The sequence below is a fragment of the Alteromonas stellipolaris genome (genome assembly GCF_001562115.1).
GTDB lineage: Bacteria > Pseudomonadota > Gammaproteobacteria > Enterobacterales > Alteromonadaceae > Alteromonas > Alteromonas stellipolaris.
Window position 1 is genome coordinate 4,550,895 of the sequence record NZ_CP013926.1, and the last position, 22,752, is coordinate 4,573,646.

General features: G+C 44.8%; 23 protein-coding genes. 10 read left to right on the forward strand and 13 right to left on the reverse strand.

Going from position 1 to position 22,752, the window contains the following annotated elements:
- Positions 1-22 precede the first annotated feature (22 nt).
- From nfuA to AVL57_RS19300, 6 genes are all read left to right on the forward strand, one after another.
- Entirely contained in the window at positions 23-601 is a 579-nt protein-coding gene (gene nfuA, locus AVL57_RS19275; RefSeq protein ID WP_057795196.1) for a Fe-S biogenesis protein NfuA, read from the forward strand.
- Positions 602-618: 17 nt separating this feature from the next.
- Entirely contained in the window at positions 619-852 is a 234-nt protein-coding gene (locus tag AVL57_RS19280; protein WP_057795194.1) for a hypothetical protein, read from the forward strand.
- A 191-nt stretch (positions 853-1,043) separates the two neighbouring features.
- Positions 1,044-1,736, forward strand: coding sequence for an aspartate/glutamate racemase family protein (locus tag AVL57_RS19285; protein WP_057795192.1), 693 nt, complete (start codon positions 1,044-1,046; stop codon positions 1,734-1,736).
- A 38-nt stretch (positions 1,737-1,774) separates the two neighbouring features.
- Entirely contained in the window at positions 1,775-2,158 is a 384-nt protein-coding gene (locus AVL57_RS19290; RefSeq protein ID WP_057795190.1) for a VOC family protein, read from the forward strand.
- 115 nt (positions 2,159-2,273) lie between these two features.
- Complete coding sequence (locus AVL57_RS19295; protein ID WP_057795188.1) at positions 2,274-2,927, forward strand: class I SAM-dependent methyltransferase; 654 nt, start codon at positions 2,274-2,276, stop codon at positions 2,925-2,927.
- A gap of 60 nt (positions 2,928-2,987) precedes the next feature.
- Entirely contained in the window at positions 2,988-3,998 is a 1,011-nt protein-coding gene (locus AVL57_RS19300) for an AraC family transcriptional regulator (protein ID WP_057795186.1), read from the forward strand.
- 38 nt (positions 3,999-4,036) lie between these two features.
- Here the strand turns inward: AVL57_RS19300 and AVL57_RS19305 are convergent, their stop codons facing one another.
- Positions 4,037-5,305: an MATE family efflux transporter gene (locus AVL57_RS19305; protein WP_231751199.1), complete on the reverse strand. Its 1,269-nt coding sequence runs from the start codon at positions 5,303-5,305 to the stop codon at positions 4,037-4,039.
- A 179-nt stretch (positions 5,306-5,484) separates the two neighbouring features.
- Here AVL57_RS19305 and AVL57_RS19310 point away from each other — a divergent pair, with 179 nt between their 5' ends.
- A complete protein-coding gene (locus tag AVL57_RS19310; RefSeq protein WP_057795182.1) occupies positions 5,485-6,696 on the forward strand; it encodes a polysaccharide deacetylase family protein in 1,212 nt (403 codons plus the stop codon).
- Here AVL57_RS19310 and AVL57_RS19315 read toward each other — a convergent pair whose 3' ends face one another.
- The 6 genes from AVL57_RS19315 to AVL57_RS19340 are packed head-to-tail and all read right to left on the reverse strand — an operon-like array spanning position 6,697 to position 11,235.
- A complete protein-coding gene (locus tag AVL57_RS19315; protein WP_057796508.1) occupies positions 6,697-7,290 on the reverse strand; it encodes a GNAT family N-acetyltransferase in 594 nt (197 codons plus the stop codon).
- A gap of 15 nt (positions 7,291-7,305) precedes the next feature.
- Entirely contained in the window at positions 7,306-7,974 is a 669-nt protein-coding gene (locus AVL57_RS19320) for an SCO family protein (protein ID WP_057795180.1), read from the reverse strand.
- On the reverse strand, positions 7,971-8,921 hold the full coding sequence (gene cyoE, locus AVL57_RS19325) for a heme o synthase (protein ID WP_167542091.1): 951 nt from the start codon (positions 8,919-8,921) through the stop codon (positions 7,971-7,973). The genes AVL57_RS19320 and cyoE overlap by 4 nt, the downstream gene beginning before the upstream one ends.
- Positions 8,914-9,981 (reverse strand): COX15/CtaA family protein, encoded by a 1,068-nt coding sequence (locus AVL57_RS19330; protein ID WP_057795178.1) that lies wholly within the window; start codon positions 9,979-9,981, stop codon positions 8,914-8,916. Before AVL57_RS19330 ends, cyoE begins: the two co-directional genes overlap by 8 nt.
- Before the next feature lie 8 nt (positions 9,982-9,989).
- Positions 9,990-10,535 (reverse strand): redox-active disulfide-containing membrane protein, encoded by a 546-nt coding sequence (locus AVL57_RS19335; protein ID WP_057795176.1) that lies wholly within the window; start codon positions 10,533-10,535, stop codon positions 9,990-9,992.
- Positions 10,528-11,235, reverse strand: a complete 708-nt coding sequence (locus AVL57_RS19340) for an SURF1 family protein (RefSeq protein WP_057795174.1) — start codon at positions 11,233-11,235, stop codon at positions 10,528-10,530. Before AVL57_RS19340 ends, AVL57_RS19335 begins: the two co-directional genes overlap by 8 nt.
- Before the next feature lie 33 nt (positions 11,236-11,268).
- Here AVL57_RS19340 and AVL57_RS19345 point away from each other — a divergent pair, with 33 nt between their 5' ends.
- Positions 11,269-11,478, forward strand: coding sequence for a DUF2909 domain-containing protein (locus AVL57_RS19345; protein WP_057795172.1), 210 nt, complete (start codon positions 11,269-11,271; stop codon positions 11,476-11,478).
- 27 nt (positions 11,479-11,505) lie between these two features.
- On the opposite strand, the gene AVL57_RS19350 is transcribed toward AVL57_RS19345, so the two are convergent.
- The 6 genes from AVL57_RS19350 to AVL57_RS19375 all read right to left on the reverse strand — a co-directional run bounded on the left by AVL57_RS19350 (position 11,506) and on the right by AVL57_RS19375 (position 19,359).
- Positions 11,506-12,384, reverse strand: a complete 879-nt coding sequence (locus AVL57_RS19350; RefSeq protein WP_057795171.1) for a cytochrome c oxidase subunit 3 — start codon at positions 12,382-12,384, stop codon at positions 11,506-11,508.
- Between the two features lie 25 nt (positions 12,385-12,409).
- Complete coding sequence (locus AVL57_RS19355; RefSeq protein WP_057795168.1) at positions 12,410-12,997, reverse strand: cytochrome c oxidase assembly protein; 588 nt, start codon at positions 12,995-12,997, stop codon at positions 12,410-12,412.
- A gap of 81 nt (positions 12,998-13,078) precedes the next feature.
- Entirely contained in the window at positions 13,079-14,692 is a 1,614-nt protein-coding gene (gene ctaD / locus AVL57_RS19360; RefSeq protein WP_057795166.1) for a cytochrome c oxidase subunit I, read from the reverse strand.
- Between the two features lie 9 nt (positions 14,693-14,701).
- The gene (gene coxB / locus AVL57_RS19365; protein ID WP_434800252.1) at positions 14,702-15,877 is read right to left on the reverse strand and encodes a cytochrome c oxidase subunit II; all 1,176 of its coding nucleotides are present in this window, start codon (positions 15,875-15,877) and stop codon (positions 14,702-14,704) included.
- Between the two features lie 583 nt (positions 15,878-16,460).
- Complete coding sequence (lexA, locus tag AVL57_RS19370) at positions 16,461-17,087, reverse strand: transcriptional repressor LexA (protein ID WP_057795164.1); 627 nt, start codon at positions 17,085-17,087, stop codon at positions 16,461-16,463.
- Positions 17,088-17,244: 157 nt separating this feature from the next.
- Positions 17,245-19,359, reverse strand: a complete 2,115-nt coding sequence (locus AVL57_RS19375) for a TonB-dependent receptor (protein WP_057795162.1) — start codon at positions 19,357-19,359, stop codon at positions 17,245-17,247.
- Between the two features lie 358 nt (positions 19,360-19,717).
- Between AVL57_RS19375 and AVL57_RS19380 the strand changes: the two genes are divergently transcribed.
- Together AVL57_RS19380 and plsB are read left to right on the forward strand one after the other, a co-directional pair.
- The gene (locus AVL57_RS19380; protein ID WP_082605008.1) at positions 19,718-20,125 is read left to right on the forward strand and encodes a GNAT family N-acetyltransferase; all 408 of its coding nucleotides are present in this window, start codon (positions 19,718-19,720) and stop codon (positions 20,123-20,125) included.
- Between the two features lie 145 nt (positions 20,126-20,270).
- Positions 20,271-22,718, forward strand: a complete 2,448-nt coding sequence (plsB, locus tag AVL57_RS19385) for a glycerol-3-phosphate 1-O-acyltransferase PlsB (protein ID WP_057795158.1) — start codon at positions 20,271-20,273, stop codon at positions 22,716-22,718.
- Positions 22,719-22,752 lie beyond the last annotated feature (34 nt).

Consider the following 22,752-nt stretch of genomic DNA (forward strand, 5'->3'; position numbering starts at 1 on the left):
TTTTAATTAATAGGACTTACTGATGATTACTATATCAGAAGAAGCCCAGGCTCACTTCGTAAAACTGTTGGATAAACAAGAGACTGGCACAAATATTCGTGTATTCGTCGTAAATCCGGGCACATCGAGCGCCGAGTGTGGCGTGTCCTATTGTCCGCCAGATGCTGTTGAAGAAACGGATACTCGCCTAGAGTTCAATGGCTTCAATGCAGTGGTAGATGAAGAAAGTGTTCCATTTTTACATGAAGCAGAAATTGATTATGTTACTGATCAAATGGGTTCACAGCTTACGCTTAAGGCACCAAATGCTAAAGCACGCAAAGTCGCTGATGACGCGCCATTGGTTGAACGCATAAAATACATGATTGAAGCTGAAATCAATCCTCAACTTGCTAGCCATGGCGGCCAGGTAATGTTGGCTGAACTTACCGAAGATGGCTTTGCTATTCTTCAGTTTGGCGGCGGCTGTAACGGTTGCTCAATGGTTGATGTTACGTTGAAAGACGGCATTGAAAAGCAAATGCTTGAACAGTTTGCTGGAGAACTAAACGGTGTTCGTGATGCCACTGAACATGAAGCCGGTGAGCATTCTTACTACTAAGATGTTGTATCTCACTTATGTTTGATGTGCACAAAAGCTGGCGACGATTTAAATTAGGCCTTGCCTTGTTCGTTGCTGGCGTTGTGCAGCTTTTCGCGATAAGTCATCTTAGTACATTCCTTTACTATTATTCTCTTACCACTTTGCTTGTAGGCTTCGTTATTGCCATGTCTGGTTATGTAGGCATCTTCATGCAGCGTTTCGCTTTTCTAAAAGACAAAAAAATCCCCCCTAGTTTTAAAGACGATTAGTCGTATATCTCTCGCTTTTTGCACTCACCTTTTACCTTACACGCATTTGTTAACACTCTCGTCCAATGACCTTGTATTAGGTTGCTGATTACACGTAATCTAGTATTTAAAATCTGATATTGCTTATTTTTAACGATATGTTTATGACGGTTTTTGATCCGTGTTTGCCGTGCTTTTTATAGGGGCTTAAAATGAAAACCATTGGGCTAATTGGTGGTATGAGTTGGGAGTCGACAGTGAGCTATTATCAAGCCATTAATCGGCTGGTAAATAGCCAACTCGGTGGGCTACACAGTGCAAAAATATGCCTGTACTCGGTTGATTTTGCCGAGATAGAAGCTTTTCAGCGCAGCGGCGAGTGGGATAAAGCCGCCGATGCGCTAAAGCACGCCGCACAGTCATTAGAAGATGCTGGGGCCGATTTTCTGCTCATATGTACTAACACCATGCACAAGGTTGCTGCGCAGGTAGCAAGCGCAGTCGCCATTCCTTTACTGCATATTGCCGATGCCACCGGCGTGGCTCTGTGTGAAAACAAGGTTAAAAAGGTGGGCTTGTTAGGCACTCAATTCACCATGGAGCAAGCTTTTTATAGCGAACGATTAGCGCAACAGTTTGATTTAGATGTAGTCGTACCAAGCAGTGAAGACAGATTAGTTGTGCATAAGATTATTTATGAGGAATTATGCAAAGGGGTTATTTGTGAAAAATCCCGTGACGCGTATATTGATATTATCAACAAATTAAAAGCACAAGGTGCGCAAGCCGTTATTTTAGGGTGCACCGAAATTGCCTTGTTGGTGAAGCAGTCAGACACTGATATGCCTCTTTACGATACAACAGCACTTCACGCTGCTGAGGCTGTGAAAATGGCGCTAGAATAATCAGATAACAATATTTTGCCTATGAAAAAGGAAATGCTATGTTTAGTCATATAATGATTGGCGCGAACGACATTGAAGCGTCGAAGAAATTTTACGATGCCTCTCTTGCGGTATTTGGATACGATGAAGGCGTTTACGATGAACACGGTCGTGTTTTCTACTTCACCCCAAAAGGTGTATTAGCCCTTACCAAACCAATTAATGGCGAAGCCGCTACCCACGGTAACGGCTCTACGATTGGTCTTGCTGCTGCAAACCCTGGGCTTGTTGATGAATGGCATAAAGTGGGCGCAGCCAATGGCGGCGTTCCGGTTGAAGATCCTCCCGGCATTCGCGGTACCGAAGAGCGCCAGTTGTACTTAGCGTACTTACGTGACCCTTCCGGCAACAAACTATGTGCGACGCACTTTGTCAAAAAATAGCCGAGAGTTTGTATACAGCCTTGAGCGTATAGACAGCCTTGAGCTGTTATAAACATCTACGATAAGCTCGTCAGTACACCACTGGCGGGCGACTACTCAGAATAGGTAAGCAACCATGACACCTACAGAAACTGGCCTTGCTTACGATCAAATTACCCAGCGCTGGACTCGCCCAGAGTTTAATCGTAACAATGGCATTGCTCAGCATAAAACTGCCCTATCATTTCTAGACGTTTTTGCATCAAAAACTGACGCGCCCCCGGCAACGTCGAGTCTTTCGTCCTTAGCCCTTGATGTGGGGTGTGGATGCACAGGTAGATTTATTGATTTGCTGCATGACAACAAGCTTGTGGTAGAAGGCATTGATATTTCGAAGAAAATGCTGGCATTAGCCAGAGAAAAGCACCCCAACAACACGTTTTATTTTGGTGATATTTGTACCTTCGATTTGCCCCATCAGTACCGTTTCATTAGCGCATGGGACTGCCTGTGGCATGTACCACTGCAAAGCCAAGCTGCATTAATTACTAAACTGTGTAATGCGCTGCAGCCAGGTGGCGTATTTATATTTAGCTGCGGCGGTGTGGACGAACCGGGCGAACACACCAATACCACAATGGGGCCTGAAATCTATTACGCTTCACTCGGTATCAACGGCTATGTGCGCCATATTATCGAAGCCGACTGCTTTATCCGGCACATTGAATACGAGCAGCTACCCGAGTTTCATACCTATTTTGTAGTGCAAAAGGCAATACCGCAAAAATAGTCGGGTATTTTTTGATTCAAATTTGTATTGTTTGCTTAATCTAGATAACGCTAGTAACGAATGAACCCTTTATATCTACGTCTTGATAAGGTTGCCGAGGCCATATTAAAAGCGCCCGAGCTTGCCAGTGATCTTAGTCGACTTGCCTCCCTTGCGTGTACCTCTGAGTACCATCTTCATCGCGCATTTAACGCCAAGTTCGGTATTAACATTGGCGCCTACGCTAGGCAGCTTCGACTGCACGAAAGTGCCTATAAATTAGCGTTTCGGCCTCAAAAACGCATACTGGATATTGCAATAGAAGCAGGGTTTGGTTCACATGAAAGCTATGCCAAAGCCTTTAAAAAGCATTACAACCAGTCGCCTTCAAGCTTTAGAAAAACACCCAAGGTTGAAGCACTACATCAAAGCCCGCAAATTACCTCGCTAGTAATATCTAGCGAAAAAGGATCTTCGGTACTTATGAACACCTCACATGACAACGTAAATAGCGCGCCTGAAAGTGGCGCCTCTGAAAATCATCAACTTGATGTATCAGTCATTCAATTTCCGGCTGTAGACATTGCGCTGATGATGCATGTTGGGCCGCCAAGCCAAGTTATGAGCACGGTAAGTGAATTCATTACATGGAGAAGAGAAAACAAGCTACCACCTTCTACCAGCCGCACTTTCAACGTGCTGTACGATGACCCTGACAACACGCCGCCTGAATCGTACCGGTTTGGTGTGGCGTGCCAAATTCTTATGCCAAGTAGCACGCTAATTGTTACGCCAAGTAGTACGCCCGTGAAAACAAGCGACGCTATAGAAACATGTCCGTCTACAGATACAAATCATTCTAGCGTTACCACCACTACCATACCTGAAGGATACTGCGCTAAAGTCCGCCATATTGGCACCGATGCAGAATTAGGGGCGGTAGTACACGCCTTATATCACCAGTGGTTGCCAGATACGCAATTTGAACTTAGAGACTTTCCCATTTTTTTAGAGCGTATTCGCTTTTTTCCCAACGTAGCTGCCCATGAAGCTATCACCGATGTATTTCTGCCTATCGAGGCTGCTAAGTAATGTAGCTGCTTAGCTTAGTCGGGGTTGCATGGCTTAGGTTAGCTGTCACACAATGCATTGTGCTTACTTAACCGTTCAAAGCTCCATCCAAGCGTAATACCACGGGCAAGTAGGAACGCGAGCAATGCGTACCACAAGCTGACATTACCGAGGGACTGGGTAAAAAACCACACGGGGAAATATACCGCAATAGCACTAATAATCATGGTATCGCGCATAGAAGATGACTTCGTAAGGCCAACAAATACTCCGTCGTACAAAAAACACCAATGTGCTAGTAGCGGCAAAATAACCATTAATGGAAGGTAGGTTACCGCTGCACTCACAATATTTTGATGCTCAGTGAGCAGACTTATTATGCCGTGCCCGCCAAAAAAGAAGATAGCACTATAGCCTATTGCAAACAGCGATGACCAAAACAAACCTTGGTATGTTCTGCGCTTTATTTCTGCGGCATTGTTTGCTCCTTTCGCTTCGCCCACCAGCGCTTCTACTGCATAGGCGACCCCGTCTAATCCTAGCGCTATTAATACGAAAAACTGCAGTAGAATTGCATTCACCGCCGCTGGCATTTCGCCAAACCGTACACCTTGTATAGTCAAAAACGCTAAGCAGGCTTGTAATGCTAAGTTACGCAGCAGCATGTCAGTATTGAGTTTCATTAATATTTTTCGTGCTGCTCGATTAAACCAGCTCGCTTCTGGGGTAATACCCCGCACCTGTTTTAGTGCAACATACAAAGCCATAAATGCCATGGCGTACTCAGCAATAATACTGGCTAAGGCAACGCCTGCCACCGACATCGACAGCCCGAAAACAAAGGTGATATCTAGCCCAGCATTTACGAGATTACCCACTATCTGGATGACCATCACCGTTCTCGTTTTTTGCTGGCCCACCAAATAGCCGATAAGGGCTAAGTTCAGCATAGCCGCTGGCGCGCCCCACACCCTAACCTGGTAGTACTCAGTTAAATGCACCGCCACTGCATCTGATGGGCTAGCCAATGCTAGCCCAGCTGTGAGTACAGGCTCTTGTAATACGAGTAAACACAGCCCTAAAATTGAGGCGACAGCAAGGGTTTGCCAAAGCACTTTGGCAGAGGAAAGTGTGGCATCTTTATGCCCTCTTGCCTGTGCGCTTAAACCCGTTGAAGACATACGCAGAAAACCACACACCCAGTAAATTTGGGTAAGAATAAGCGCACCAACTGCCGCACCGGCTAACATAGCAGGTGCAGACATATGCCCCAAAACAGCCGTATCCACCAAACCTAACAAAGGGGTGGTAATATTGGCCAAAATCATGGGCAGCGCTAGTGTGAGTAAGCGTGTATGATCGCGCCAGAACGACTCAGGTTGGCGTAGAGATTGCTTGTCTGTTTGCACTCGCTTTTGCATTAATTATAGTCTCTGCATTATTAGAACGCCGTGCTGACGCGCAGTAAAAAGCACCGCTATTAAATCAACTTCAACTCGGAGAAAACATGAAGTTTATCATGCCTTTCAATATCATTTCGTGGATTAAATGTGACGCTGCTTTGGCGCAAATGAAAGGCAACCGACAACGCTGGTTAGCACTCTGCTCTCTTATTTGCTTTTCTGGCTATAGTCTGGCTGCTACTGATACCACTACGCAGCCTACCCGTGAAATTCTTACTCAAAACGGTGTTATTTTGCTTTACCATCATGTGTCTGACAACACGCCGAAAAGCACCAGTATATCGCCTGATATGTTCAAGCAACACATGACGTATTTAAAACAACACCACACTGTTTTACCTTTAGCAAAAGTGGTTAACGCTATTTTAGATAGCACACCGCTGCCTTCCAATACCGTGGTCGTTACCTTCGACGATGGCTATGAAAATATTCTCAAAAATGCCCACCCCATCATGGTTGATATGGGATTCCCTTACACAATATTTATTAACCCAGGGGAAATTGGCAGCAATAGAAGCCAGCTTACTTGGGAACAAGTTAAGGCGATGCATAACGATGGTGTAACCTTTGCTAACCATACACTTGATCACTTGCATATGCTTGATGGAAGAACGTCTAACAATGGTGCTGATAGCGAAACTAGCGATGAAGCTTGGCTTGAAAGGGTATGGCAGAATGTTGCTGACGCAGAAGCCATTATTGATAGCAAAATTGGGGAGTCGCTTAAATATTTGGCCTATCCTTTTGGTGAGTTCAACCAAAAGCTAGCAGATAAGCTTGCCCAAGAAGGCTACATTGCGTTCGGGCAACACTCAGGCGCTATAGGCCCTCACAGTCACTTTCAAGCTTTACCTCGCTTTCCCGCAGCAGGTCCTTATGCCAACTTAAAAACACTAAAAACCAAACTAAACAGTATTGCTATGCCGGTATTATCGACCAGCTTTGAAGGTGAGCATATTCCCGAGGTAAATCGAGATAGGGTGCAAGGTTCTAGTGACGACTCGATACTCCCTTCTATAACGCTAACTATTAAGGGCGATGATGTACGCTTAAGCCAAGTAAATTGTTTCTTTTCAGGCTCACCCGTTGAAACGAGCGTTGAAGGCAACGCTATTACCTTCAGTATTACTCAAGTACTTCCTGTAGGCCGTTCGCGAGTAAATTGTACCGCGCCCTCAAATTCTCAATCAGGCAGGTACTATTGGTATTCTCAGCCATTTTTTGTTGCAGATAAGAACGGAAATTACCCAGATTAGTTAACCTGAAAGTGCATGAACAAAACGCACAAAAGTGCCGTTCACTGACTGCTCTTTAAAATTAACGTTTTGATAAAACCGAATGGCAGCAATATTACTAATTTGCACGTCTAGCACCAATGCCTGCTTGTTAAGTTCTATGGCATAATCACGCATGTGGTCAATCATAGCCCTGCCGATTCCGCCGCGCCGAGCAATGCTATCTACCGCTACGTGACCTAGCATAAGCTCTGTCGCACTTGGAGGGGTTAAGCCTACAGCAACAGCTTGATTGCGCATTAGTACTGCCATCGCATCATCTAGGCTGTAGAAGGTGGTAATGCTATCTAACGAAGCACGGTCAAATACTGGCCCCAACTTGGTATGCCACGCCGTAATGACACCTACAACAGCGTCATCGACTACCGCAACCCAGTGATTATTGCAGCCATATTGCCCATACTTACCTTTCCATGCATGGGTTAAAAAATCGAGAGTATGCCTTGTATCACCATTGCCAAAAACGGAAACCAATAGATCTTCAGCGGCACTTAATAACAAGGGCACCGCTTGGCTAGCATCAGACACAAGACCTTGTCGGATTTTTATATCCATGCCTCCCATACCCACCTATAGTGCCGAGTTTAAATTAAATGATGATGTAATCCCTGGCATATCATTGAGAATTTGCTGTGCGTCACTAATCGACAACTTTCCAGGTTCACGTTTTGGTTTAAAACGCCCTATCACCTGTGCTTTAGGATTAATAAGTATTACAGATGCACTATGATCGACAAGATAATTAGGGTTGTCTGTACTTTCAGCAATGGCGTACATCATGCCCAAGTTTCTAGCGAAGGGAAATAAGGCTTTATGTTCTCCAGTCGCGGCAATGAAATTAGGGTTAAAGTAGCTAATGTACTCGTCTAGTCGTGCTATTGAGTCACGGTTAGGATCGATAGAAATAAACACCACTTTAATTGGAAATTCAGACTCAATAGCCTGCATTTGTGGGTAGATGCTGTTCAGTTCGGCCATCGTAGTCGGGCAGATATCGGGGCAAAACGTGTAGCCAAGAAATAACAAACTCCACTGATTCTCTAGCGAAGCTTGGTTAAATTCATTCCCTTTACTGTCTGTCAGCGAGAAAGGAGCAATGGCGCGAGGCTCAGGATAAGCCTGAAAATATTCGGGAGAGCTGCCATTAGACTGCCCCGTTGGCGACAAATAAATTGCCCCAAACACCCCAGTCAATAATGCTAATAATGCAACAACGCCTACAAAAATCCGTCGGTTCATAAACTCAGTGGTACGTAGTGATCAAGCAACAATACTACAAACAATACCATGAGATGAACAATTGAGAACTTAAAAGTTTTCATCGCCGTTTGACTAGTGGCGGCAAATTTTAGTTTTACCGCATAATACATAAACCCAATATTTAAAAGCGAAGAGCCAATAAGGTAAATTAAATCACTCATGCCCACCAAGTAAGGCAATAGGCATACCAAGCTAAGTAACACGGTATAAAGTAGCACCGAGGTTTTAGTAAATTCTACCCCATGGGTAACCGGTAGCATGGGCACTTTCGCTTTCGCATAATCTTTTTCACGATGAATAGCTAATGCCCAAAAATGTGGTGGGGTCCACGTAAACACAATGAGTACTAACAACAACGCATGCGCATGAATTTCACCGGTGACAGCGGTCCAGCCAAGAAGCGGCGGTGCGGCACCTGCAATACCACCAATCACAATGTTTTGCGGCGTGGCCCGTTTTAGAAACATGGTATACACCACGGCATAGCCCACTAAGCTAGCAAGGGTAAGCCAAGCGGTAAGCATGTTCACCCATAAACTCAATACAACAAAGCCCATTACGCCAAGGCCCGCAGCAAACCATGATGCTTTAGCGATACTCACTTTGCCTTTCGCCACAGGACGATTAAAAGTACGTGCCATTTGGCTATCGATTTTGTGGTCGACCACATGATTAATCACTGCGGCTGACGCCGACAACATACCAATACCGAGTAATCCACACACCAACGCTGTGACATCTACCCAGCCCGGCGAGGCTAGGCACATCCCCACTAACGCCGTGAGTAAAAGTAGCATCACCACATTGGGCTTTGTCATTTCGTAATAGTCACGCCAGGTGATTTTTGCGTGCGAGTTGCTCTTTGTTTGCGAGATTGGCGAGTGCTTAGCTGCAACAGCGTTATTTAAAGGGATAGATTTAGCCATGATGACCTCCAGTAGAGTAGGAGAAAGAAGAGGTTGAAGGAGCAACTGACCACGTCAGCCATATCAATGTGAGTAATAGCATGGCGGCAACTGCATTGTGCGACACTGCGATAAACAAAGGTAAACTAAACAAAACGTTACTTAGACCAAGCGCGACCTGCACACATAGCACCCCAATCATAAGTACACATCCCCTCTTTACAGAAGGTGGCAACCTGCTGCTTCGTAGCCACATGAAAGCCAATACCGTAAGGTAAATAAAGGTAATGGCAGCGCCGAACCGATGCACGATATGCATGGTGGCTCGCTCACCATAATTGTGTGCGCCAAACTCATAGTTTTGTGCTTCAGGCACACTGTATGCGCCTTGGAAATCCAACCGCTGCTGCCAGCCAGGCTCACAAATTGGCATATCGGTACAGGCGAGGGCTGCATAGTTGGCCGATGTCCAGCCACCTAACGCTATTTGACCGACTAAAATGACCATACCTATAAATGCCGTTGTAGTCAGCGTGTTACTTTGACGAGGATAATAGCCGTCATCACTTACCGATTGAGCAGCATGGCTTTTATGTAGTTGCAAGCTAACTGCGCTGTGCTTTCTAAGGCGTAAGTAAAGTACAAATAAGCAACTAAGTACGGTAAAGCCACCTAATAAATGCCCCATTACCACCACTGGCAATAAATTAAGGGTGACTGTCCACATCCCTAATGCCGCTTGAAAAATCACAAGCCCAAGCAACAATAAAGGAAGTTTAACGGGCGTGCCCTTGTGGCGCTGCCTTATCGCGATAATAGCAATGGCCAAAATACATAGCCCTAATGCCCCTGCAAAATAGCGGTGAATCATTTCGTTCCATGCTTTGTGCGCCTCCACAGGGCGCTCTGGAAACGCCGTATTGGCCGCAGCAACTTTCGCATCGCTTAATGGCACGGTAAGGTTACCGTAGCATCCCGGCCAATCAGGGCAGCCTAAGCCAGCGTCGGTAAGGCGAGTATAGGCCCCTAAAATGATGACTACTGCGGCAAGAAAAAGACTAAACAACACCAGCTTTTTCATGGCATCTCCTACCCAATCCGGGACAGTTTCAGAAGCTTTTTAATGTCAGCCAGCATGCTTCGGCTTTCCATTACAGCAGTGCTTCTGTCACTGTCTATTTGGTAATACAACATGGCATTATTTAAGGTATCGACGATGTACACGCTTTGCTGTTTAAGGTTGGTGATAGGCGCATCGCTGACGCTCAAGGTATGCACGTTGGCGTACTCAGATAGTTGCTCTAGTGCTGTTACATCACTTTTTCCAGTGAACAAAACTAAAGCTTGTGCCCTGTCAGACTCTTTGCCTAACGCCAGCCATACTTGGTTAATGCTAAACAATGCATTTTCACAAATCGCATCACAGTTTTCTGGCAATACATACAACAAGCGCCATTTCGGCTCAGTGCCTTCTAAATGCGATGAAACATCAATGGTAGGCTGCAGCAACGCTCCTTTATTTGTAGCACCTTGGTTGAACCAGTCATTTTCTAACGCAAGCTTAGCTAGAATCACTGGTAGCACGAACACGGCGACCATGATAATTAAGGTTTTCTTCGAGGCCGGATTACTCATATTGACGTCCTTTTTTCATAATTGCGAAACCGCCAATCAAGGCGGCTGCGATAGCAAGACCAAACCATTGAATGGCATAACCCAAATGCTTTTCAGGCGGCATGACAACACTGTTATAACGCCTAACAAAAAGGTCATTCTTTGAAGTAAGTACTACTACATAAGGTAATAAGTTAAGTGATAGCAATTCACTGGCGGTACTGATTGAAATTTGCTGAATACGTGCCGGAAAGCGTGATGCTGATGTAAGCGTTTCTTTTACTAACGGGTTATGACTGGGCTGACTCACCACCCCTTCAAATTGTTGTGAGTGGTGACTAATTTTGACAGCCGGTAGCGAGCGCGATAAATCTGGTGCAGGCAACCAACCATAGTTAACCAAAACCCACCCTGCGTTGGTCTGCACTGGCGCCAATACATCGTAACCTACCCGTTGTTCATGTATTTGGTTATCGAGCAATAACACCTTGTCGCCGTTTGGCGTACCTTCAAAAGAAACGATTCGATCTTCGGGCGCTTTCATTGAAAGGGCATCGATGAGCGACAAGCTTTCTTTCCCCTGTTTTTCGGTTATGCTAGCTATGCGTTGTTGCTTTTGTGCCATTCGGTCTAGTTGCCAGAACCCCAAGCTACACATCGCCATTACACATAAACTGGTAATGACGATAGCGATTAATTTGGATGCTCTCACCTGATTCATTTGGCCAACCTGCACACTACTATTGAGGTTTATATGTTGATAAAAATAATCTTGGTTGCGTTGGTACTTTTCATGATCGTTAACCTTTTTATGGCCATGCGAGTCATGATGAAAAACGATCCCAAAGACGGTCCAATGAGTAAATACATCGGTCGCAGGGTGCTCACTTCTGCCATCATTGTGATTTTAATTTTAGTGGCAATCGGCACCGGTTTAATTACGCCAAACCCTCGACCTTACTAGGGTTTGACGGCATTTTTTAATCGGCATTTATAAAACGTAAACAAAGATATAAAGCATCACCCACACCACATCAACAAAGTGCCAATACCAACTTCCGGCTTGAAAGGCAAAGTGGTTATGCGGAGTAAAATGCCCTTTTAGCACTCTAAAAAACATAACAATCAGAATGATGGTGCCAAGCGTCACGTGCATACCGTGAAAGCCCGTCAGCATGAAAAAGGTATTACCGTAAATGCCTGACTGTAGCGTTAGCCCTAGGTCGCGGTAGGCGTGAACGTACTCTTCAACTTGTAAAAATAAAAATCCAATTCCCAACAAGATAGTAACGCCTAACATGACGGTGAGTTGCTTGCGTTTGTTCTGCTCTAAACCAACATGAGCAAAGTGCAATGTGACCGATGATATAAGTAAAATAACTGTATTAATCGTGGGTAAACCAACAGCACTCATTTCTTGCGTAGTGATGCCCCCAGGGGTAGAGACTAGTGGCCACATGGCTTCAAACGTGGGCCATAACACCTCGTTAGTCATTGCGTTATTTGATGCACCGCCTAACCAAGGCACTGAAATGAATCGGGCGTAATAGAGTGCGCCAAAGAAGGCGGCAAAAAACATAACTTCAGAGAAGATAAACCAACTCATTCCCTGTCGGTATGAGCGCCCTAATTGGTCGCTATAAAGCCCAGACATAGACTCATCAATTTGGTTTTTAAACCAGCCAACCAACATCACCATTAATACGACAAACCCAGCGAGAAGTGTATAACCTCCATAGCCTGATTCACCTTTAGTGGCTTCAATTACAAAGTTGCCCGCGCCAACGGCAATTAAAAATAGCGCCACCGCACCTACAATTGGCCATGGGCTTTGGGCTGGTACATAGTATTTCTGATATTCTTGCTGCATTACTCTCTCCTTATCCCAATACCTGTTATTTACCACTTTCAGGTTGAGGGACCATGTAGGGATTCGGTTTTGTTTTCATATCACTCGCGCGCGCGGTCACATCAAACAAGGTGTATTGCACAGTAAAATAACTAATTTCTTCAGGAAGCTGTGGGTCGACATAAAACTGCATGGGCATATACGCCTCAGCCCCCGCACTTAAAGGTTGCTGATTAAAGCAAAAGCATTCCGTTTTATTTAAATATAGCGCTGCCATACCTGGTGAAACAGACGGAATAGCTTGCGCCATCATGTTGTTAGATGCAGGGTTTCTAACGTAAAACGACACCGTATTAAGCTCTCCTGGATGCACTTTCATACGGGTAGTTTGTGCGCGAAACTCCCAAGGCATACCGGTATTCGTGCGGGTGATAAACTCCACCGTCACCTCACGGCTTTCATCTATTTCAATAAACTCATATACCGCTGCAGTATTTTCGGTTTTGCCGTTTATCCCGGTTACATCGCAAAACACATCGTATAGTGGCACTAGGGCGAAACCAAAACCAAACATGCCAAACACAATAACGACGAGTCTTATCACCATTTTGTTGTTTGCATTTATTTGTGTCATGGTTATCTCCCGTGCCTACTTTTTGTGCTGATACATCACCACAATTTAGCGACTATTTTGCCTGTATTGCTTATCTCACTTTCACTTAACAACAGGCGGCGTTTCAAAGGTGTGATAGGGTGCAGGAGAAGGAATTTCCCACTCTAGTCCCTCAGCACCTTCCCACACTTGAGCAGATACTGGCTCACCTTGCTTCTTACAGGCCTTAATCAACAACGCTAAGAAGATAAGCTGCGACAACCCAAAGGCAAATCCACCTAGGCTTATCCATTTGTTAAAATCAGCAAATTGCAAGGCGTAGTCAGGAATACGACGTGGCATTCCTGCCAGACCCACAAAGTGCATAGGGAAGAACAGCACATTCACCGACACTAGTGAGCACCAGAAATGCCATTTTGCTAGCCCCGTGTGGTACATTTTTCCTGTCCACTTGGGTAACCAGTAATACACCGCAGCCATGATCGAGAAGATGGCACCGGTTACCAGCACGTAATGGAAGTGTGCGACCACGAAATAGGTGTCGTGGTATTGGAAATCGACGGGTACGATAGCCAGCATTAACCCTGACAGGCCCCCAATGGTAAACAATACGATAAACGCAATGGCAAACATCATGGGCATTTCAAAGGTAAGGGAGCCCCGCCACATAGTCGCCACCCAGTTGAAGACCTTCACGCCCGTTGGCACCGAAATAAGCATGGTGGCAAACATGAAGAACATTTCCATATACACCGGCATACCGGTAGTAAACATATGGTGAGCCCACACCACAAAAGACAGCAGCGCAATAGAGCCTGTGGCGTATACCATAGAGGCATAGCCAAACAGTTTCTTGCGGGAAAACGTAGGGACAATTTGAGAGATAATGCCAAAGGCTGGCAATATCATTATGTATACCTCGGGATGCCCAAAGAACCAGAATATATGCTGGAACATAACGGGGTCGCCGCCACCTGCTGCATCAAAAAAGCTGGTGCCAAAAAACTTATCCGTCAGCACCATGGTGACCGCCCCCGCCAACACCGGCATTACTGCAATAAGTAAGAAAGCAGTAATAAGCCAAGTCCAGACGAATAAAGGCATTTTCATCCATGTCATGCCAGGGGCACGCATGTTGAAAATGGTCACTATTACGTTAATCGCCCCCATGATGGATGAAATACCCATGATATGTACCGAGAACACAAACAAAGCCGTAGAGTCGCCACTGTAAGTGGTGGAAAGCGGTGCATAGAAGGTCCACCCAAATGCTGGGCCGCCGCCCTCTAAAAAGAGCGAACTAAGTAGGATCAGGAAGGCTCCGGGTAATATCCAGAAACTCCAGTTATTCATTCGCGGCAGGGCCATATCTGGTGCCCCTATCATCATTGGAATCAGCCAATTTGCTAGCCCTGTGAAGGCTGGCATTACTGCACCAAACACCATGATAAGACCATGTACAGTCGTCATTTGATTAAAGAAATTTGGCTCAACAATTTGTAATCCAGGCTGAAAAAGCTCAGCACGGATCACCATTGCCATGGCGCCGCCAATTAAAAACATGATAAAGGCGAACCATAAATACAAGGTGCCTATATCTTTATGGTTAGTGGTAAACAACCATCGAGTTATTCCTTTTGGAATATGGCTATGATGGTCATGATCTTCGTGATGCGCCGCGGTATCCGGCGCAATGACATCAGTTGCTTTACTCATTACGCACTCCTAGTTTCCATTTACGACAGCATTAACATCTTTGGCCTGCACCATATCGCCCGTATTATTGCCCCACGCATTTCGTTCGTAGGTCACCACAGCCGCAATGTCTTTTAGGCTTAACATTTTTCCGAACGCCTGCATCGCCGTGCCGGTTTTACCGTTCAACACAATATCGATATGTGCAGTTTGGTCTTCAAGTACCATTTCACTGCCCTTAAGCGCAGGAAATACACCGGGCAACCCTTCCCCATTAGGCATATGGCAAGCTGCACAGGTGGCGTTATAAACTCGCTTACCTTCCTTCATTAGTTCATCCATCGACATATTCATCGACAGTAAACGTTGCTCTTCTTCTTTCGCTTGGCGAGCGGCTTCTTCTTGCTCGTTCATCCACGCATCAAATTCGGCAGGTTCTTTTGCGATAACCACTACCGGCATAAAGCCATGATCTTTTCCGCAAAGCTCGGCGCACTGCCCGCGATAAATACCAGGCTCGTTCACCTTTGCCCAAGATTCATTAATAAACCCTGGATTAGCATCTTTTTTCACCGCAAAATCTGGAACCCACCAAGAGTGAATAACGTCATCTGAAGTAATAAGAAAGCGCACTTTTTGCCCTGTGGGGATCACCAGTGGACGGTCGACCTCAAGCAAATAATTCGTGCCTTTCTCGAATTTGTTTTCAATTTGTTCTCGCTGAGTCGCCATTAACGAATAGAACTCAACATCTCTGTCCATGTATCGGTAATGCCACTTCCACTGAGAACCTGTAACGACAACAGTAAGATCGGGCTCACTGGTATCTTCCATCGCAATAAGGGTTTTAGCGGCGGGAATAGCCATAAGAATAAGAATGATGAAAGGTACTACTGTCCACGCAATTTCAACTTTTACATTTTCATGGAAGTGAGCAGGCTTCGCTCCTCTGGATTTACGGTGTAAGTACATTGAGGTAAACATAACCCCAAAAACCACAACGGCAATGGCGATACAGATAAAGAACATCAACATATGAAGGTCGTACACTTGACCACTTATGTCGGTTGCGCCTCGACGTAAATTCATGGATGAGCCTTCACCTGTTGCTACATCCGCAAACAGCAGTGGTGAGGTAAGCAAAAGTGGCAGCCCGTAAAGCCACTTTGTCGCTTGTGTCGCCGCTTGTGTCGTTACTCGTTTCACTCAACACCTCCGTTATAACAGAAGCATTACCGCAATAAATGCGCTGCGCTTCTGGCAACTGATACCCGAAATCCAACTTTTAACTTAATTGCCCAGCTTTAGTTGTAAAGCAAAGTTGCAGCTATTGTTATTATTTTGTTAAATACAGTATAAGAATTGCTCAATAAAACGCACAAGTCTAGTCTTTTCTAAGAAAAAACAATTCCAGCGTTTAATTTTTAATCAAAAGTTGTAAGTAAGAGGAATGAATCACGCCACAGCGTATGGGCGTTATAAGGATAATTAATGTGGCCGTTTGAAACGCTCATTTTGAACGAAATCGACGAATATAAAGTGTAATAAGTTTCTTATAATCAAAAGGTAGTTACGTAATATTGAATGCTTTTCAAACAGAATAGATAACAGACATAGCGGTAGTTAGTACTATAAAAGATGACATAAATAGAAGATAAAATGTGGGAACCGGATCAACTGGCCTCTAAGGTATTTCTGAGGCTTAAACAAGATTATTGTGCAAGCAAGGTATGGTAAACATACAAAAAAGCGGCCTATAAGCCGCTTTCTTTACTAAATAGCTAAAAAGTTACATCCAATCGGCATTTCGAATAACACCAACGGCAATACCTTCAATAGAAAAAGGCTCTGAAGCTAAGTCGACCTTAATAGGAGAAAATTCATCATTTTCAGCATGAAGTAGCACTTCACGGCCACGCTTTTCAAGGCGTTTAACGGTAACGTCTTCATCGACACGTGCCACTACCACCTGCCCATTATGGACATCCGTAGTGCGGTGCACGGCTAACAAGTCACCATCAAGTATACCTATGTCTTTCATACTCATACCGCTTACACGAAGCAAGAAGTCGGCGTGAGGCTGAAATAGGGCAGGGTCGACCTTATAATGAGATTCTATATGCTCTTGCGCTAGAATAGGTTCGCCCGCAGCCACTCGGCCAATAAGAGGTAGCCCTTCTTCTTCAGGAGCTTCATCTTCAAGTGGGATATTCAATTTAATACCACGGGAAGTACCTGGAAGAATCTCGATGACACCTTTTCGGGCCAACGCTTTTAAATGTTCTTCAGCGGCATTCGCAGAGCGAAAACCTAAATGACGGGCAATTTCTGCACGGGTAGGCGGCATGCCAGTTTCGAGCATGGTTGTTTTTATCAGCTCGAGAACTTCTGTTTGTCTTGCTGTGAGTGGGCGCATAAAAGACCTGTCTGTCTATACAGTTCCTGTAAGTATATACACCTAAAAGGAAATGACAAGCACAAAGCTTTGCAAAGCATGTTTTTTATACTGACCTAACCACAACGCAAAAAGCGGCCATGAAGGCCGCTTTGTATATCACTACTATTTAGCGTGACTAAAACTTATATTGCAAACTCAAACGCGCATTAAGCGGCTCGCCGGTGGCAATATTGTTGTCGTTATGTGCTGACGGAAAATAATCTTCGTCGAATAGGTTTTCAACGTTTAGCTGAATTTTAACGTCTTCGCTATAGTCGTAATAAAGTGCAGCGTCTACGCGAACAAAGTCAGGTAGCTCAACCGTATTATTTAATGAAGCATACTGCTCAGATTGATAAATCACGCCTAATGCAACACGCCATTCATCATTTACTTCATACTGATTCCATAACGTCAGCATATGTTCTGGTAGCTGCGCTAAGTCGCGGTTCGCCAATGTGCCATCTACAATTCGACCCATTTCTTCGCCATCAAGGTTGCTGTAACCAGCATTGATTACCCAACGTTCTGAAAGTTTACCCACCACCTGCACTTCAAAACCTTTGGTTTCGGTACCGGTTAAAATAGACGCTTCCGGGTTGTTAGGATCTTGCGCTGTGCCGTTTTCACGTTCAACTTCAAATGCCGCTGCTGTCACGCTAAGCGAGTCAGATAAATTCCACTTCACGCCAATTTCTTTATTTTCAAACTCTTCAGCTTCTAGCGCTTGGCTTGTCAGCGACAGTGAAAGGAATTGATCACCTGAACGAGGTAAAAACGATTTGCTGTAACTTGCGTAAATCGATACTGATTCCGCTGGCTTGTAAATTAAGCCTGCACGCGGAGACACTTGTGAATCAGAACTTGATAGAAAACCGTTGTTGCCATCATCTGCACCGTCAGCCACTTCAATACTATCTACGACATCGATATCGAAGTTGTCGTAGCGAAGACCCGCTACCACGATCCAATTATCGTTAAGTTTAATTTCATCTTGAACAAACGCTGAGGTAAAGGTGACATCAGATGCACGATCTCTTACTGGGTCGGTCAGCGTCATTGAAGGAATTACTAGTGGGTCACTAAACACGAAGGATACTTGATCGTCTTGACTGTCTGCAAAAAACGCATCACGGCGAGCATTTTCTGTATCTTGGCTACCGTATTCCATTCCCGTCAACAAGGTATGGTTAATATCACCCGTGGCAAACTGCCCAATAAGGTTCAATTGAACCAACGTGTTCTCACGGGTTGTAGTATCACGATATCCGTCTAACGTGACTGTGCCTGCATCAGCATCAAAATTAACGGGGTACAAGTTTTGATAAGCTTTGTCATAGTCAGCAAACTGAACCGTACCGTTCAAGTTCCAATTTTGCGATAGTGAATGATCAACACGAATGCGGGCAATATGTGCTTCAAGGGTAGTATTGTTGAAGTCTGGATCACCAAAGTAGGTATCGTCATAGCCTTCCAGCGGCGCACCATCTAATGAAGGAATCCCCCTATCGACTAAACGGTCATCGTTTACGTATTCGTAAGATGCCACCACCGTAGTGTCGTCGTTAGCCATCCATGTATAGGTAGGGTTTAATGCGTAACGTTCACCATCTTTAAAATCACGGTGGTTATCAATGCTGTCGAACACACCATTAAAACGAAACGCATTGTTGGCATCTATGGCTTTATTGGTATCTACGCTAATAGAGCCAGCGCCAAAGGTATCAATACCTGCTGACAATGTGGTGAAGTCTTCCGCAGTACTGGCTACTTTAGTCACACGGTTAACCACGCCACCGCCGCCACCGCGTCCAAATAAAAGTGCGTTCGCACCACGTAATATTTCAACGCGTTCTAAATTATATAATGGGCGGAAGTACTGAACGTCGTCGCGAAGCCCATCAACAAAGAAATCGGCAGTAGTGTTCTGTCCACGAATAGTCACCTGATCGCGATGATCTTCACCCAGCCCAATGCTCACACCTGGCGTGTATTGCATAACATCGGCAATACTAAACAGTGCTTGTTCTGAAATTTGCTGTGCACTTACTACCGATACAGATTGTGGCACGTTAACCAATAGTGTTGGGGTTTTTACCGCTGTGGCGACTTGTTGACCAAAGAATGCGCCGCGTACTGTAATACGTTCAACGCTTTCATCTGATTCAGCTACAGTGTCTTGAGCCAAAACAGATGTGCCATAAAGTGCCAATAGAACAGCAGTAGAAATAGTTGCTTTACCAAGTTTCAAGCAAGTCTCCTCGAGTGATAATTCAAACAGTATTGAAAATGATAGATATTCTTATTTAGAGCGGATTCTAGTCATAATTGTTAATAATTAAAAGGTGTATTAATAAAAATTAAACTTTTGTTATAAATGAAAGCGTCAGTTTAACTAGACAGCCTGTTTAGACAGGAAATAGTGAATAGGCGCCTTACCTTTAATTGGGTTTACGCCGAGGTGACAAGTTTGGCATTAAGGCATAAAGTAACCTTTCTTTTATCTATCTTTAATCAGTGTATTTAATTCCGTCATGTTGCATTACCTCGACTATACCCCCGAGCTAGCCCCCCACTTTGACCGCATAAATAGAGAGTGGATCACCAAGATGTTTCGTTTAGAGAGCGTTGATGAGGCCGTTATTGGCAACCCTCAGCGTAATATTATCGATAAGGGTGGATACATTTGGTTTGCTGAACATCCCGATTTTGGCATTGTAGGCACATGCGCATTAATGAAAAAAGGGGAAGGGGTATTCGAACTTACTAAGATGGGTGTGGTCAGTGAAGCAAGAGGATTAAAAGTAGGCGAAGGCTTGTTGCAATATGTATTGAATAACGCCCCTGCCATTGCTTTTAATACATTATTTCTTTTAACGAATAAGAAGTGTGAGGCCGCTATTCATCTTTATAAGAAAAATGGCTTTGTTCATTGTGAAGAAATCATGCAAAAATTTGGTTGTTCTTATGAACGCTGTGACGTGGCTATGCATTACAAAGGCAATGCCACTAATTGATATGTAGGTAAAAACACGCTCAATCAATATGCTATGGCGACAATTTATACTAATGACTCTTTCAAACAGCCCCACGGCCTCTGCATGACATTGCACGAGATGTGGTACACTTCTCCCGTTTTAATTTCATAGGATTACAGAATTCATGTCGTGGATGCGAAAAGCCCTTTTGTCGCTATTTCATTATCCTGTTAAGTTGCTGGTTAAAGCCCACAGCATTCCCGTAAACGTAGAGACTGAGCTTGGCATTGATAAGTCGAAGCCCATCGTTTACTTGCTTCCAGCAAACTCGGTAACCGATCAATTAGCACTTAGAATGTCAACAGAAGCACTAGGTCTACCGAGCCCGACTGATACGCTTACGTTAGCGGGCAGAGAATACCCATCTACGCTGTTTCTGCGTAAAACCCAACCGATTTTTCGTTCACAAGCTGACGATACCGGTATTGAAGATGTATTTACTGACTTGTTTCATTTGCACAGAGACCATCATCAATTAGATCTTCAAGTGGTTCCGGTATTTGTAACTTGGGGCCGAGCGCCTGGGCGAGGTACGCCTGGATTAGCTGACCTTATTGCCGATAATGCCGCGCCAAGTTGGCTGAGAAAACTCTTTATCGTGATGTTTTTAGGCCGCGATAATTTTATCAATTACTCAAAAGCCGTTTCGGCTCGTGCCATGTCAAACCAACATGGTAGTGATAAAAGCATTGCGCACAAACTGGTGCGTGTAGCAAGCACTCACTTCCAGCGTAAGCGCCAGAGCATGACTGGCCCTACATTGTTAGAGCGCCAAGAGTTGAACAACAGTGTACTCGGTTCTGATGCCGTGCGCCGTGCTATGGCAGAAGAGTCTCGCAGTAAAAAAATTACCCATGAAGCGTCAAAAGACAGAGCACAATCGTACGTTACCGAAATAGCAGCTGATTATCGCGAAGGGTTAATTCGTTTTGGCGATCGACTGCTTACCCGTATTTGGAACAAAATTTACAATGGTATTAGTGTTGGCCACTCTGAACGTATTCGCGAATTAGCCGCTAACGGCCATGAGATTGTTTACGTGCCTTGTCATCGCAGTCACATGGATTACCTGTTGCTCACTTACGTGATTTATCATGAAGGCATGGTAACTCCCCATATTGCCGCGGGTATTAACTTAAATTTCTGGCCGGTTGGTAAAATTTTTCGTCGCGGCGGAGCCTTCTTCTTACGCCGTAGCTTTGCCGGGAACAAGTTGTATACCGCGGTATTCCGCGAGTACTTAGAGCTACTTTTCAACAAAGGCTATTCGGTAAAGTATTACCCTGAAGGTGGCCGTAGTCGCACTGGTCGACTTATCCCACCGAAAACAGGCATGCTTGCCATGACCATTCAAGCCATGCTGAAAGGTGTGAATAGACCCGTTAGCCTAGTACCAGTCTATATTGGTTACGAAAACGTGATGGAAGTGAAAAGCTACCTGAACGAGTTAAAGGGGACTAAGAAGCAAAAAGAATCTAACTGGCAAGTGTTCTCGGCCATCCGCAAGCTTAAAAACTACGGTCATGGCTATGTGAATTTTGGTGAGCCTATTCAGCTGAACCAATTTTTAGAAACCCATGTGCCAAACTGGCGCGACTGCCGTGATGCTGAGCCAGAGAAAAAGCCTGCATGGCTAACGCCGGCCGTAAACGAGTTGGCCAACAATGTCATGACACGTATTAATCGCGCAGCAGCGGTTAATGGCATGGCGTTAACATCGCTGTGTTTACTGTCGTCAAAAACACAAACTATGAGTGAGTCTGAGCTTAAACAAGCGATGGGCGACTTTATCAGTTTGTTCAAAAACGTGCCATTCAGTGCCGATGCCACCATTCCGGATGCCAGCGCGAAGGAATTGTTCGACGATACCTTAAAGCTTGGCAAGTTTGTGGTTGAGGAAGACGATTATGGTCGGTTAATCAGCCCCAAACCTAAGTCGGCGGTTTATCTCACCTACTATCGCAACAATATCTTGCACTTATTCGCATTGCCGGGATTAATTATGGCCTGTGTATTTGCTCATAAAGGCACAAGTAAAGCCACAGTATTCCAGTTAATTGCTGCGTTATACCCACTGCTTCAGCGCGAACTATTTTTACACTTATCTCAAGATGAAGCCCTTACACATACGGATGCGCTTATTGATGCATTAGTAGACCAAGGCCTTCTACGTATTAAAGATGGCGATTTACTTCCTCCTGATGCTCAGCAAAAACAGTTTCATTCAGCATGGTTGTTAAGCCGTTGTATGCAAGAAACCTTGCAGCGTTATGCGGTAGTACTGACTATTTTAGACAAAGAGAAAGTGATTAGTCGCGGTGCACTTGAACGCACCAGCCGCCAAGTGGCAGAACGCTTATCTACCCTTTATGGGCTAAGCTCACCTGAGTTTTACGATAAGAACGTGCTGTCTAGCTTTATTAGTGCGTTAAAAGATAACCATTGGTTAGACTCTACAGAAGATGGCAGTCTGAAATACTCTGAAGAGTGTGAAGCACTTCGGGAAGACGTGATGGCGCTAGTATGGCCTGAAATGACCCAGCATCTAGAGAACGTGGTATTGCATAACTAGCCTATACTTCGTCAGTGTGTTTGCAACTAGTTAG